This is a genomic window from Streptomyces durocortorensis, from assembly GCF_016901035.1.
Taxonomy (GTDB): Bacteria; Actinomycetota; Actinomycetes; order Streptomycetales; family Streptomycetaceae; genus Streptomyces; species Streptomyces durocortorensis.
Genome location: NZ_JAFEUF010000100.1, coordinates 10,954 through 24,188, shown reverse-complemented (window position 1 = coordinate 24,188; position 13,235 = coordinate 10,954). Strand labels below are relative to the sequence as shown.

The following is a 13,235-nucleotide window of genomic DNA, read 5'->3' as shown; positions in this document are numbered from 1 at the left end:
AAACCCGCATTTCTGCTTGTGTCGTGGGCGGGGAGTTGTGTTAATCAGACAGGACTCCGCCCCGGCCCCCATCAGCACGCGCAGCACCCAACGACGGTGCGCCAGCGCCTTCGTGGCGCCGATCAGCGCGGTCAGCCAGCCGATCATGCCGATGCCCATCACCAGGGCGATCAGCCCGTACGTCTCCCGGCCCGGGCGCGCGCTCGCGGGCCCGATGACGCAGAGGGCCAGCCCCGCCGCGCCCAGGACGAAGGCCAGCAGCAGCCAGGTGAGGCTCACCCCGGGCAGCCGCAGCCGCCGGTCACACTCCGGGTCGCGGTCCAGCGCGCCCCAGGCGTCGAGCAGCGAACGAACCTCGCGGTCCCGGGAGATGCCCAGGCAGACGAAGGCGACGGCCGGGATCAGGACCGCCGCGCCGATGACCAGGCAGATGATTCCGGCGATGCCGCTGAAGAAGTCGGACGCCTGCTCGAACATGACGAGGGCCGAGCCCACCAGGCTCCAGCCGATCACGGCGAGCGCGGCCCACATCCCCAGCAGCCCGAGCCGCCCAGGACCCACGTGCATCTTGACCAACTCGCCCAGGACCACCGCCCGGTCGGCGAGCATCGCCTCGCGGTCGGGCCAGGAGCGGATCTCGACGGGCGGAGGAGGAGGCGGGAGCGGAGCACGGCGTGGCATGCGCAGAACACTACCGACGCGGCCCGAGGGGTCAGCGTTCAGGACACCACCGATGCGGCCCCGGGGGCCGGACTGCCGGTCAGGCGTCGCGCAGGGCCTGGATGTCCAGCTTCCCCATGCCCAGCATCGCCTTCATGGCCCGGTCCGCCTTCGCAGGGTCCGGATCGGCCAGCAGGCGCGGCAGCTCGTTCGGCACGATCTGCCAGGAGACCCCGAACCTGTCCTTGAGCCAGCCGCACTGCCCCTCCTCGCCGCCCTCGGAGAGCGCGTCCCAGAAGCGGTCCACCTCGGCCTGGTCGGCGCAGTCGACGGAGAGCGAGATCGCCTCGGTGAACGGGAACTGCGGGCCGCCGTTGAGCCCCATGTAGTCCTGCCCGGCGAGCCGGAAGCCGACGGTGAGGACCGAGCCCGTCCGGCCGGGCGCCTCGTCGCCGTAATAGGTGACGTCCAGGATCCGCGAGTCACCGCCGAAGATCGCGACGTAGTGCTCGGCCGCCTCCTTGGCCTGGCCGTCGTACCAGAGACAGGGGGTGATCTTCTGCATGACCTTCACCTCTTCGGGCCGTCCACACGTCCGGGCCGGGCGGTCCGGACGACGTGGAAGGTAGACCGGACCCGCCGCCGGAACTCATCGGACACGCGACGGGCCGCCGCGCCTCACCCCACTGCTTCGAACCGCCACCGGTGCACGGCCCGGGTGATCAGGGCGGCGTCGGGCTCGGGGAGTTCGGGGAGGTCGTCACCGTACGAGGCGTCCGGCCACCAGGTCATCACGAGCACCCGGTCCTGCGGGGCGCGCAGCAGTTCGCGGCGGGCGGGCTCGCGGGACAGCTCGGCGGAGCGGGCGCGGGCCCACTCCAGAAGCTCGCCGCCCCGGCCCTCCACGGCCCGGGCCTCCCACATCAGGACGATGGTCGCGCCGCTCATGAGTACAGGTTGTCCTTGCTGACCTCGTGCACGTGATCGTGGTCGTGGGAGTGCGAGTGGGTGTGCTCGTGGTGGGCCCCCGGCACGTGCGGCTCCGTGACCGGCAGCGAGGAGTCGGCCGACAGCTCCAGGTCGGAGGGGAGCCGGTTGCGGGCGACCATCTCCGCGCCGAGCGCCGCGACCATCGCGCCGTTGTCGGTGCAGAGCTTCGGGCGCGGCACCCGCAGCCGGATCCCGGCCCGCTCGCACCGCTCCTGCGCCAGCGCGCGCAGCCGGGAGTTGGCCGCGACGCCGCCGCCGATCATCAGGTGGTCGACGCCCTCGTCCTTGCAGGCGCGCACCGCCTTTCGCGTGAGCACGTCCACCACGGCCTCCTGGAAGGACGCCGCCACATCCCGTACGGGCACCTCCTCGCCCGCCGCGCGCTTCGCCTCGATCCAGCGGGCCACCGAGGTCTTCAGCCCGGAGAAGGAGAAGTCGTACGGGGCGTCGCGCGGGCCGGTCAGACCGCGCGGGAAGGCGATCGACTTCGGGTCGCCCTCCTTCGCGAGCCGGTCGATGACGGGACCGCCGGGGAAGCCCAGATTCAGCACCCGGGCGATCTTGTCGAAGGCCTCGCCGGCCGCGTCGTCGATCGTCGCGCCGAGCGGCCGGACGTCACTGGTGATGTCGGGAGCCAGGAGCAGGGAGGAGTGGCCCCCGCTGACGAGCAGGGCCATCGTCGGCTCGGGCAGCGGCCCGTGCTCCAGCTGGTCGACGCAGATGTGCGAGGCGAGGTGGTTGACCCCGTAGAGCGGCTTGCCGAGGGCGTACGCGTACGCCTTCGCGGCCGAGACTCCGACCAGCAGCGCGCCCGCGAGTCCGGGTCCTGAGGTGACGGCGATCCCGTCGAGGTCGCGGGCGCTGACGCCCGCTTCCTTCAGGGCGCGCTCGATGGTGGGGACCATCGCCTCCAGGTGGGCGCGCGATGCGATCTCCGGGACGACGCCGCCGAAGCGGGCGTGGGTGTCGACGCTGGAGGCGACGGCGTCGGCGAGCAGGGTCGTGCCGCGCACGATGCCGACGCCGGTCTCGTCGCAGGAGGTCTCGATGCCGAGCACGAGGGGTTCGTCGGCAGCCATCATTCAGTCCCGGTCTCTGGTGCGTTGTCCGTTGCGTCTTCGTGCGGGGTGTCTTCGTGCAGGGTGAGGCGCATGACCAGGGCGTCGATGTTCCCCGGCTGGTAGTAGCCGCGCCGGAAGCCGATCGGCTCGAAGCCGAAGCGCTCGTACAGCTTCTGCGCCCGGGTGTTGTCGACCCGGACCTCCAGCAGCACGGTGGCGCACTCGAAGGCGGTCGCGGCCTTCAGCAGATCGGTGAGGAGTTCGGAGCCGAGGCCGGTGCCCCAGGCCTCGCGGCTGACCGCGATGGTCTGGACGTCGGAGAGGTCGCCGAGGGCGGCGAGCCCCGCGTACCCGACGATCCGGCCGCTGGCGGGCTCCTCGGCGACGACGTAGTGGCGGGTGGCGCCGGGGCCGCGGGCGTGGGCCAGCTCGGACCAGAACATGCCGGGCGACCAGGCGTCGTCCGGGAACAGCGCGTGTTCGAGCTCCAGCACCGGTTCGATGTCCCACCAGCGCATCTCGCGCAGGACGGCGGTGGCGGCGGCGCTCACTTGGGGGTGACCACCTTGTAGTTCTTCGGGACCTGGGCGTCGGGCCGGCGCAGATAGAGCGGCTGGGGCTCCAGCAGTTCCTGCCCGGCGGCGAGGCGCTCGGCGGCGAGCACGGCGAGCGCCCCGGCGGCCACGTGCTCGGGGCCGCGCGCGTCCGGGAAGGACTCCGGGTAGAGCACCGCGCCCGCGCCGACCACGGGGAGCCCGGCGACGGCTTGGGCGATGTCGGCGGGCCGGTCGACGGCGGGTTCGCCCGTACGGGTGCGGGCGTCCTCGTACCGCGCCCAGTACACCTCCTTGCGGCGGGCGTCCGTCGCCACGACGAAGGGGCCCTCCAGGCCGTCCTGCCCCGCGGCGTACGCGATCCCGTCCAGGGTGCAGAGGCCGTGGACCGGTACGGAGAGGGCGGAGCCGAAGGTGGCGGCGGTGACCAGGCCGACGCGCAGGCCGGTGTACGGGCCGGGGCCGACGCCCACGACCACGCCCGTCACGGCGTCGATCTTCGTCCCGGCCTCGGCGAGGACCCGGTCGACGGCGGGGAGCAGCAGCTCCCCGTGCCGGCGGGCGTCGACCTGCCCGGAGGAGGCGATGACGGACGTACCGTCGTGCAGGGCGACGGTGACGGCGGGCGTGGCGGTATCCATGGCGAGCAAGAGCACAGCAAATAGCCTACGGCTCCGCCGACGGCGTTACGGCGTCCGTACGGCGTCCCGGCCCGTACCCGTGCTGCTGCTACCGTCACCGGGTATCCGGCGGGTACGACGTAAACGCTTGTAGGACATGCGGCAGACGGCCGCCGAAAGGGGAGTTCAGGTGGCAAGGAGCAGCTCGGGAATCGTGGCCGGGCTCACCGCGGCGGCGGTCGCCGCGGTCGCCTTCCTCGCCTACCAGGCCTCGGCGAACGCCCCCGGTTCGGTGGCCTCCACGCCCGGCCCGAAGACCTCCGCCACGGCTCCGGCCAAGCCCTCCGCCAAGCCGAAGCCGGCCGACCCGCTGGCGATCCCGGCGGCGTCCGGCAAGGGCGAGCGCGTGGTGTACGCGCTGAAGGACCGCCGGGTGTGGCTGGTCAACGAGGACGGGAAGTCGATCCGGACCTTCACCGTCATGCCGAGCCCCATCAGCCCGCCGCCCGGGGTCCACAAGGTCACCTCGCGCTCCGGCACGGTCCAGGGCTCGGACGGCGTCCCGATCGAGCACGTGGTCCGCTTCGCGAACGTGGACGAGGTGGCGATCGGCTTCAGCGCCGCGCAGGACGGCTCGATGGCCAGCCCGGACCCGACGTCGAAGACCGGCGGCGTGCGGATGAAGCGCTCGGACGGCAACGCGATGTGGACCTTCGCGACGGTCGGCGCGAAGGTCGTCGTCGTCCCGTAACCGACAGGCCCTAGGTGTATTGATCACGAGCGTTGTTGACACGGGCCGGGCTTGATCATGGTGAAGGCCCCCGTGTGTGGTGGAGGTGTCGAATCTTCACCGCACGGAGGCCTTCATGTCCCACCGTAATGCCCGGCTGACCGTTTTCGGGAGGCGCCTGCTGGTCGAACGTGTCTGCTCGGGCCGCCCGGTCGCGCATGTCGCGGCCGAGATGGGGATCTCACGAGCAACGGCCCACAAGTGGCTGCGCCGCTGGCGGATCGAGGGCGAGGCAGGCCTGGCCGACCGCTCCAGCAGGCCCCTGCGGACACCGCACCGGACCCCGACGGACATCGAGGCACGTATCTGCAAGCTGCGCACCGACCGCAAGCTCGGACCGGCCCGGATCGGCCCGATCCTTGGCCTGCCCGCCTCGACCGTGCACCGCGTTCTGACCCGTCACCGGCTGAACCGGCTCTCCTGGCTCGACCGCCCGACCGGGGCCGTGATCCGCCGCTACGAACGCGACCGCCCCGGCGAGCTGATCCACATCGACGTGAAGAAGCTCGGCCGGATTCCCGACGGCGGCGGCCACAAGGTACTGGGCCGCCAGGCCGGCCGGGCCACCCGCAGCAACATGGGCTTCGATTACATCCACTCCGCAGTCGATGACCACTCACGCCTCGCCTACAGCGAGATCCACCCCGACGAGAAGGTCACGACCTGCGCAGGCTTCCTTACCCGCGCGGCCGCCTTCTTCCGCGCGCACGGCATCACCCGCATCGAACGCGTCCTCACGGACAACGCCTGGGCCTACCGCAAGGGCCTGGCCTGGAAAGCCGCCCTGGCCGACCTCGGCGCCACCGGCAAACTCACCCGCGCCTACCGGCCCCAGACCAACGGCAAGGTCGAACGCTTCAACCGCACCCTCCTCGACGAATGGGCCTACCAACGGCCCTACACCTCCAACAACGAGCGCACAGCAGCCCTGGCAGACTTCCTCCACACCTACAACCACCACCGCAGCCACACCGCACTCGCAGGCCAGCCCCCCATCACCCGCGTCAACAACCCTGCGGGTCAATACACCTAGGCCGCGTGGCGCCGGACGGCGTCTGTGTGGCCGCCGCCCCCGTCCCGGTCCGCCGCGTCGGACGCTTCACAGCCGTCCGTGGTGTCGCTCGGCGGGGTGGAGACCGCGGTGGCCGCGGCGCACGAGGCCAGCAGGTCTTTCATCGACAGGGCGGACGGGGCTGACAGGGCGGACGGAGTCGTTCGCGGCTGCGGTCGCGCTGCGCGCTCGGGCGTCGGCATGGATGCCTCCTGGGGGCTCCGGTGGAGGGCGCGGTTAGGTAAGCCTAACCACACCTCGTACCCATGTGACCATGACCACGGTCTCCCGCGCAACAATTTACCGACGTGCTGTCGGGAAGGCCACCCCCGGGGGCCTTCCCGCAGGCTGTTCTCCCGGGGGCGTTACGCCAGCTCCTCCCGCAGCCCCGCCCAGCGCGCCCCGATGCCCACCAGGGTCACCTCGCGCCGCTCGTCGTCGGTGTCGCCGGTCGCCCGGTCGATGAGGACCCGCAGCCGGTCCTCCGACAGCTCCTCGACCTTGCCGTCGCCCCACTCCACGACCACCACCGACTCCGGCAGCGACACGTCCAGGTCCAGGTCCTCCATCTCGTCGAGCCCGCCGCCCAGGCGGTACGCGTCGACGTGGACCAGGGCCGGGCCCTGGACCAGCGAGGGGTGGACGCGGGCGATGACGAAGGTGGGCGAGGTGACCGCGCCGCGTACGCCGAGGCCCTCGCCGAGGCCACGGGTCAGCGTCGTCTTCCCGGCGCCCAGCTCTCCCGTGAGCATCACGAGGTCGCCGGGGGCCAGCACGCGGGCGAGGCGGCGGCCCAGGTCCTGCATCTGTTCGGGGGACGTGACGGTGAGCGTCACGGTGACGGCCTCGGGCACGGCCCCGGCGGGCCCGGGGAAGGGCTCCCCGGCGGTCTCCGGTGCGGTCTCAGCGGCCGGGCTGTTGTGCGGTGCTTCCATGTCCGCCAACGTTAGCGGCCGGCACCGCGCCGCTGCGGACGAGCAGGTCGGCCAGCCGGTCCGTGACGGTCTCCGGGTGCTCCAGCATCACCAGGTGCCCGGCGTCCGGCACGATCACCAGCTCGGCTTCGGGCAGGACGTCCGCGATGGCCTCGCTGTGCGAGCTGGGCGTCACCAGGTCCTTGTCCCCGGCCAGGATCAGCACGGGCACGTCACGGAACCCGGGCAGCGCGCCGCTCTTGTCGTGCTCGGTGAACGCCGGGTAGAACTCGGCGACCACATCGATCGGGGTGGCCTCGATCAGCCGCTCCGCGAACCGGGCGACCGCCGGATCCACGTCCTTCGAGCCGAACGAATACCGCTTGATCAGCCCGGCGAAGAGGTCCGCGGTGGCCCGCCGCCCCTTCTCCACCAGCTCCGCCTGCGAGCCCAGCGCCTTCAGCACGCCCGGCAGCACCCGGCGCACCGCGTTCACGCCCGCCACCGGCAGCCCGAAGTTGACCTCGCCGAGCTTGCCGCTGGAGGTGCCGATCAGGGCGACGGCGGCGACCCGGTCGCGGATCAGCGCCGGGTACTGGTCGGCCAGCGCCATCATCGTCATGCCGCCCATGGAGTGCCCGGCCAGCACCACCGGGCCATCGGGGGCCGCCGCGTCGATGACCGCCTTCAGATCGCGGCCTAGCTGGTCGATGCCGACCGGCACCCCGTCCGCCTGGGACCGCCCGCGCTCGGAGCGGCCGTGGCTGCGCTGGTCCCAGTAGACGGCCCGGACGAGGCCGCGCAGGGCGGCCCGCTGGAAGTGCCAGGAGTCCTGGCCGAGGCAGTAGCCATGGCTGAAGACGACGGTGACCGGGGCGGGGGCCTTGCGGCCGAAGAGCCGGCGGCGACGGGTGCCGGAGGAGGTGTTCTCGTCGGCCGTCGTCGGCGCTGCCTCCACCTCGTCGATCTCGTAGTACAGCTCGGTGCCGTCGTCGGCGACGGCCCGGCCCGGGGTGCCGCGCAGCGAGCCGTAGGGCCCGGTCGCGTCCAGCGCGAGGCGGGCCTTCTTGCGCATGCCGCGCCCGACGGTGAGCCGCTCGACGGCGACCCCGGCCGCCGCGCCCGCGGCGAGCACCCCTATCGCGGCCCCGGCGATCCCGGCGCGCCGCCAGTTCGCCGCACCGGCCGCGCCCGCCACGTTCGCGGTCGCGGCCACCACGGCCTCCGCGCTGCTCTCGCTCACTGCGCCCTGCCCCCGGTCAGCTCGTCGGCCGTCTCGTTCACGTACACCCGGGGCACGCGCGCGCCGATGCGGGTGACGATCTCGTACGCGATGGTGTCGGCGGCCTCCGCCCAGTCCTGGGCGGTCGGCTCGCCCCGGTCGCCCGGCCCGAACAGCACCGCTTCCGCGCCCGCCTCGGGCCGGTCGCCGTCGAGGTCGACGACGAACTGGTCCATGGCGACCCGGCCCGCGACCCTGCGCACCTTGCCGCCGACCAGGACGGGTCCGCTGCCCGACGCGTGGCGCGGGATCCCGTCCGCGTAACCGACCGGAATCAGGCCGAGGGTCGTGTCGGCGGACGTCGTGTAGTGGTGGCCGTAACTGACGCCGTGTCCGGCCGGGGCGTCCTTGACCAGGGCGACGGCCGCGGCGAGCGTCATCACGGGGCGCAGCCCGAGCTCGGCGGATGTGCCCAGCTCGGGGGCGGGCGAGATGCCGTACATCGCGATGCCGGTCCGGACGAGGTCGAAGTGCGCCTCGGGGATCGTGAGCGTGGCCGGGGAGTTGGCCAGGTGCCGCACCTCGGGCTCCACGCCTTCCTTCTCGGCGTACGCCACCAGGTCGCGGTAGACGGCGAGCTGGGCGGCGATCGAGGGGTGGCCGGGCTCGTCGGCGCAGGCGAAGTGGGACCAGAGTCCGGTGATCCGGAGGTGCCCGGCCCGTTCGGCGTCGCGGGCCGCGCCGACCAGTTCGGGCCAGTCGGCGGGCTGGCAGCCGCCCCGGCCGAGGCCGGTGTCGGCCTTGAGCTGGACACGGGCCGGTCGGCCGGCGGCCTCGGCGGCGGCGACGATCTCGCGCAGCGCCCACATGCCGCCGGCCGATACGTCGACGTCGGCCTCGATCGCCTCGCGCCAGGGCCCGCCGGGCGTCCACAGCCAGCACATGATCCGGCCGTCGAGCCCGGCCGCCCGCAGGGCGAGCGCCTCGTGCGGGGTGGCGGTGCCGAGCCAGGTCGCCCCGGCCTCCCGCGCGGCCCTGGCACAGGGCACCGCCCCGTGCCCGTACCCGTCGGACTTCACCACGGCCATGAGCTGCGCACCGGCCGCCCGCTCGCGCAGGACGCGCACATTGGCGCGCAGCGCGGCGAGGTCGATCTCGGCACGGGCTCTCAGGGACGCTGTCTCGTTCATCGCGCCCAGTCTCTCAGAGGCGTCCGCCGCCTCCCCGGCAACGCACGCCGGTATCCGGACTTATGTACGTTTCATTACATGCTTGAGGTGGTCGACCAGCACGGGCACGTGGCTGTCGGCGACGTCTTTGGCGGCGGTGATCAGGGTGACGGGCCCGCCCTCCCGCACCAGCCCGGCCAGCCGCTCGACTGCCTCCGTGTGCGCGGCGTCGTCCAGTTCGGCGCGGTAGCGCTCGACGAACTCCTCGTGCCGGCCGGTGCGGTCGTGGTGGTACCAGGAGCGCAGCTCGTCCGAGGGCGTGAGGTCCTTGAGCCATACGTCGACGGCGGCCCGCTCCTTGGAGACGCCCCGGGGCCAGAGCCGGTCGACCAGCACCCGGGTGCCGTCGCCGTCCTCGACCGGGTCGTAGGCCCTGCGTACGCGTACGGGTTCACTCACGCTCCCACCATCGCCCGGGCTCACCCCGCCCGCACGTCGCGCCAGGCCGCCGGGATGCCGTCCGCGACGTCCTGCGCGGAGACCGGGGCCCCGTCCGAGCCGTGCCGGGCGGCGAGCCCGTGCAGGTACGCGCCGACGGACGCGGCGTCGCGCGGGGCGAGCCCGGCCGCGAGCAGGGAGCCGGTGAGACCGGAGAGGACGTCGCCGCTGCCCGCAGTGGCGAGCCAGGACGTCCCCGTCGGGTTGACCCGGACGGGGGTGTCGCGGGCCTCCGCGATCAGGGTGGTGGAGCCCTTGAGCAGCACGGTCGCGCGGTAGCGGGCGGCCAGTTCGCGCACGGCGGTGAGCCGCCCGCTCTCGACCTCCTCGCGGGCCGTGCCGAGCAGCGCGGCGGCCTCCCCGGCGTGCGGGGTCAGGACGGTCGGGGCGGTCCTGGGCCGTACGGTCTCGGCGTCCAGCAGCCGCAGCCCGTCCGCGTCCACGAGCACGGGCACGTCGGCGGCGAGCACATCGGCGACGGCCGCCTCGGCCTGCCGCCCGTCCCCCAGCCCCGGCCCGACCACCCAGGCCTGCACCCGCCCGGCCTTCGAGGGCGGCCCGGCGTGCACCAGCGCCTCGGGGAACCGGGCGATCACCGCGTCCGCGCCCGGTCCGACGTACCGCACGGCCCCGGCCCCGCCGCGCAGCGCGCCCGCGACGGCGAGGACGGCGGCGCCCGGGTAGCGCTCGGACCCGGCGACGACGCCGACGACGCCGCGCCGGTACTTGTCGCTCTCCGCGCCCGGCACCGGCAGCAGCGCGGCCACGTCCGCGTACTGGAGTGCCTCCAGGTCCGGCGGCTCGGGCAGATCCGGGCCGAGCCCGATGTCCACCAGCCGCAGGGCGCCCGCGTGTTCGGCGGCCGGGTCGATCAGCAGGCCCGGCTTGTACGTCCCGAAGGTGACGGTGGCGTCCGCCCGGACGGCCTCGCCGTGCACCTCCCCGGTGTCGGCCTCCACCCCGCTCGGCAGGTCGACGGCGATCACGGGGGTACGGTCCCGGGTCACCGTGTGCAGCAGCTCGGTGGCGTCCTCGCGCAGCCCGCCGCGCCCGCCGATGCCGGTGATGCCGTCCACGACGAGGTCGAGCACGCCGAGCCCGTCCGGCCCGTCGACGACCTGTCCACCGGCGGCGCGGAACGCGGCGAGGCCGCCGGGGTGGGCCCGGTCGGGGGCGAGCAGCAGGGCCCGCACGCCCGCGCCCCGGCGGGCGAGGCGGGCGCCGGCGTACAGCGCGTCGCCGCCGTTGTCGCCGCTGCCGACCAGGAGCAGGACCCGGGCCCCGTACACCCGCCCGTTGCGCCGCAGCAGATCGCCGCAGGCCACGGCGAGCCCGGCGGCGGCGCGCTGCATCAGGGCGCCCTCGGGCAGGCGTTGCATGAGGGCGGCCTCGGCGGCCCGTACGGTCTCCACGCTGTAGGCACGTCGCATGGGCCCAACCCTCCGCGATCAGGGGGCCGGACGCCAGCGTCGTGGGGCGTGGCGGGTTCATCGGCCGACGTCGTGGGGCGCGGCGGGTCCGTCGGCCGGCGTCGTGGGGCGCGGCGGGGTTCATCGCTGCGGGGGGGCTCACCCCTCCGCGATCACCACCGCCGACGCCACCCCCGCGTCATGGCTGAGCGAGACGTGCCAGCCGCGCACGCCCAGTTCGGCCGCGCGGGCGGCGACCGTGCCGCGCACCCGCAGCCGGGGCTGCCCGCTCTCCTCGACCCAGACCTCCGCGTCGCTCCAGAGCAGCCCGCCCGGTGCGCCGAGCGCCTTGGCCAGGGCCTCCTTCGCGGCGAACCGGGCGGCGAGCGAGGCGACCCCGCGCCGCTCGCCGCTCGGCAGCGTCAGCTCGTCGCCGACGAAGAGCCGGTCGGCCAGCTGCGGCGTACGCTCCAGCGCGGCGCCGAACCGCTCGATCTCGGCCACGTCGATCCCGACCCCAATGATCACGGCCCCCACCCTCGTTCGCTCACTTGCTCACTCCACGGTCACGGACTTCGCCAGGTTGCGCGGCTGGTCCACTTCGTTGCCGCGGGCCGTCGCCAGCTCGCAGGCGAAGACCTGGAGCGGCACGGTGGCGACCAGCGGCTGAAGCAGCGTAGGCGTTGCGGGGACGGTGATGAGGTGGTCGGTGTACGGGACGACGGCCTCGTCGCCCTCCTCGGCGACGACGATCGTGAGCGCGCCCCGGGCCCGCATCTCCTGGATGTTGGAGACGATCTTGTCGTGGAGGACGGAACGCCCGCGCGGTGAGGGGACGACGACGACGACCGGGAGGCCCTCCTCGATGAGCGCGATGGGCCCGTGCTTCAGCTCGCCGGCCGCGAACCCCTCGGCGTGCATGTAGGCGAGTTCCTTGAGCTTGAGCGCTCCTTCGAGGGCGACCGGATAGCCCACGTGCCGACCGACGAACAGGACCGTGTCGTGGTGGGCGAGGGACCGAGCCAGCTCGCGTACGGGCTCCATGGTCGACAGGACGCTCTCCACCTCGGCGGAGATCGCGGAGAGCTGGCGCACCACCGTACGGATCTCGTCGCCCCACTTGGTGCCGCGCACCTGGCCGAGGTAGAGGGCGACGAGATAGCAGGCGACGAGCTGGGTGAGGAAGGCCTTGGTGGAGGCGACGGCGACCTCGGGCCCGGCGTGGGTGTAGAGCACGGCGTCGGATTCGCGCGGGATCGTCGAGCCGTTGGTGTTGCAGATGGCGAGCACCTTCGCGCCCTGTTCGCGGGCGTGCCGCAGGGCCATCAGGGTGTCCATGGTCTCGCCGGACTGGGAGATGGCGACGACGAGAGTGCGCTGGTCGAGGATCGGGTCGCGGTAGCGGAACTCGCTGGCCAGCTCGGTCTCGCAGGGCAGCCGGGTCCAGTGCTCGATGGCGTACTTGGCGATCATCCCGGCGTGGAACGCGGTCCCGCAGGCGACGATGACGACCTTGTCGACCTCGCGGAGTTCGGCGTCGGGGATGCGGACCTCGTCGAGGTGGAGCGCGCCCTCGCCGTCGACCCGGCCGAGGAGGGTGTCGGCGACGGCCTGGGGCTGGTCGGCGATCTCCTTGAGCATGAAGGAGGCGTAGCCGCCCTTCTCGGCGGCGGAGGCGTCCCAGTCGACGTGGTACTCCCGTACGTCCGCCGGCTCCCCGTCGAACCCGGTGACGGTGACGCCCTCGGGGCTCAGCTCGACGACCTGGTCCTGGCCCAGCTCGATCGCGGAGCGGGTGTGGGCGATGAAGGCGGCGACGTCGGAGGCGAGGAACCACTCGTCCTGGCCTACGCCCACCACGAGCGGGGAGTTGCGCCGCGCGCCGACGACGACGTCCGGCTGGTCCGCGTGGACGGCGACGAGGGTGAAGGCCCCTTCCAGCCGCCGGCACACCTGCCGCATCGCGTCCGCCAGGTCCCCGCCCGCCGAGAACGCCTCGGCCAGCAGATGCCCGACGACCTCGGTGTCCGTCTCCGACTCCAGGGCGTGCCCGCGCCCGGTCAGCTCGCGGCGCAGGGCCGCGAAGTTCTCGATGATCCCGTTGTGCACGACGGCGACCCGGCCCGCGTTGTCCAGGTGCGGGTGGGCGTTGACGTCGGTGGGCGCTCCGTGGGTCGCCCAGCGGGTGTGCCCGATGCCGGTCCGCCCCGCCCGCCACGGCCGGGCGCCCCCGCCCATATACCACATGGCCCCACAGCCCCCCATAATGCTGTGGGGGGGCCCCCCCAGCCCGACAA

15 protein-coding genes and 1 pseudogene are annotated in these 13,235 nt (G+C 73.4%); 2 read left to right on the top strand and 14 right to left on the bottom strand.

Annotated features, from left to right (window positions below; genetic code table 11):
* The 6 genes from JS521_RS19655 to tsaB all read right to left on the bottom strand — a co-directional run.
* The coding region (locus tag JS521_RS19655) for a hypothetical protein (RefSeq protein ID WP_239487528.1) at nt 1-681 on the bottom strand (681 nt) is incomplete at its 3' end.
* A gap of 79 nt (nt 682-760) precedes the next feature.
* Nucleotides 761-1,225: a VOC family protein gene (locus JS521_RS19650; protein ID WP_205084283.1), complete on the bottom strand. Its 465-nt coding sequence runs from the start codon at nt 1,223-1,225 to the stop codon at nt 761-763.
* 113 nt (nt 1,226-1,338) lie between these two features.
* Nucleotides 1,339-1,608 (bottom strand): hypothetical protein, encoded by a 270-nt coding sequence (locus tag JS521_RS19645; protein ID WP_205084282.1) that lies wholly within the window; start codon nt 1,606-1,608, stop codon nt 1,339-1,341.
* Nucleotides 1,605-2,729, bottom strand: coding sequence for a tRNA (adenosine(37)-N6)-threonylcarbamoyltransferase complex transferase subunit TsaD (tsaD, locus tag JS521_RS19640; protein ID WP_205084281.1), 1,125 nt, complete (start codon nt 2,727-2,729; stop codon nt 1,605-1,607). The genes JS521_RS19645 and tsaD overlap by 4 nt, the downstream gene beginning before the upstream one ends.
* Nucleotides 2,729-3,229 (bottom strand): ribosomal protein S18-alanine N-acetyltransferase, encoded by a 501-nt coding sequence (rimI, locus tag JS521_RS19635; protein WP_205084287.1) that lies wholly within the window; start codon nt 3,227-3,229, stop codon nt 2,729-2,731. Before rimI ends, tsaD begins: the two co-directional genes overlap by 1 nt.
* Nucleotides 3,230-3,258: 29 nt before the next feature.
* Complete coding sequence (tsaB, locus tag JS521_RS19630) at nt 3,259-3,906, bottom strand: tRNA (adenosine(37)-N6)-threonylcarbamoyltransferase complex dimerization subunit type 1 TsaB (protein ID WP_205084286.1); 648 nt, start codon at nt 3,904-3,906, stop codon at nt 3,259-3,261.
* A gap of 136 nt (nt 3,907-4,042) precedes the next feature.
* Here tsaB and JS521_RS19625 point away from each other — a divergent pair, with 136 nt between their 5' ends.
* Complete coding sequence (locus tag JS521_RS19625) at nt 4,043-4,636, top strand: L,D-transpeptidase (RefSeq protein WP_205084280.1); 594 nt, start codon at nt 4,043-4,045, stop codon at nt 4,634-4,636.
* Between the two features lie 115 nt (nt 4,637-4,751).
* Complete coding sequence (locus JS521_RS19620; RefSeq protein ID WP_205084279.1) at nt 4,752-5,708, top strand: IS481 family transposase; 957 nt, start codon at nt 4,752-4,754, stop codon at nt 5,706-5,708.
* On the opposite strand, the gene JS521_RS19615 is transcribed toward JS521_RS19620, so the two are convergent.
* The 8 genes and pseudogenes from JS521_RS19615 to glmS form a co-directional block, all read right to left on the bottom strand.
* Nucleotides 5,705-5,929 carry a hypothetical protein gene (locus tag JS521_RS19615; RefSeq protein WP_205084278.1) on the bottom strand — a complete coding sequence of 75 codons (225 nt, stop codon included), beginning with the start codon at nt 5,927-5,929 and terminating at the stop codon, nt 5,705-5,707. The genes JS521_RS19620 and JS521_RS19615 overlap by 4 nt on opposite strands.
* Before the next feature lie 162 nt (nt 5,930-6,091).
* A complete protein-coding gene (gene tsaE, locus JS521_RS19610; RefSeq protein WP_205084277.1) occupies nt 6,092-6,661 on the bottom strand; it encodes a tRNA (adenosine(37)-N6)-threonylcarbamoyltransferase complex ATPase subunit type 1 TsaE in 570 nt (189 codons plus the stop codon).
* Nucleotides 6,630-7,883, bottom strand: coding sequence for an alpha/beta fold hydrolase (locus JS521_RS19605; RefSeq protein WP_205084276.1), 1,254 nt, complete (start codon nt 7,881-7,883; stop codon nt 6,630-6,632). The genes tsaE and JS521_RS19605 overlap by 32 nt, the downstream gene beginning before the upstream one ends.
* Nucleotides 7,880-9,052 carry an alanine racemase gene (gene alr / locus JS521_RS19600; RefSeq protein ID WP_205084275.1) on the bottom strand — a complete coding sequence of 391 codons (1,173 nt, stop codon included), beginning with the start codon at nt 9,050-9,052 and terminating at the stop codon, nt 7,880-7,882. Before alr ends, JS521_RS19605 begins: the two co-directional genes overlap by 4 nt.
* Nucleotides 9,053-9,112: 60 nt before the next feature.
* Nucleotides 9,113-9,490 carry a DUF488 domain-containing protein gene (locus JS521_RS19595; RefSeq protein ID WP_205084274.1) on the bottom strand — a complete coding sequence of 126 codons (378 nt, stop codon included), beginning with the start codon at nt 9,488-9,490 and terminating at the stop codon, nt 9,113-9,115.
* A 20-nt stretch (nt 9,491-9,510) separates the two neighbouring features.
* Nucleotides 9,511-10,959: an NAD(P)H-hydrate dehydratase gene (locus tag JS521_RS19590; protein WP_205084273.1), complete on the bottom strand. Its 1,449-nt coding sequence runs from the start codon at nt 10,957-10,959 to the stop codon at nt 9,511-9,513.
* Nucleotides 10,960-11,097: 138 nt separating this feature from the next.
* Nucleotides 11,098-11,466: a holo-ACP synthase gene (locus JS521_RS19585; RefSeq protein WP_205084272.1), complete on the bottom strand. Its 369-nt coding sequence runs from the start codon at nt 11,464-11,466 to the stop codon at nt 11,098-11,100.
* Between the two features lie 27 nt (nt 11,467-11,493).
* Nucleotides 11,494-13,146: pseudogene (glmS, locus tag JS521_RS19580) on the bottom strand (glutamine--fructose-6-phosphate transaminase (isomerizing)); the annotation flags it as partial.
* Between the last annotated feature and the right edge of the window lie 89 nt (nt 13,147-13,235).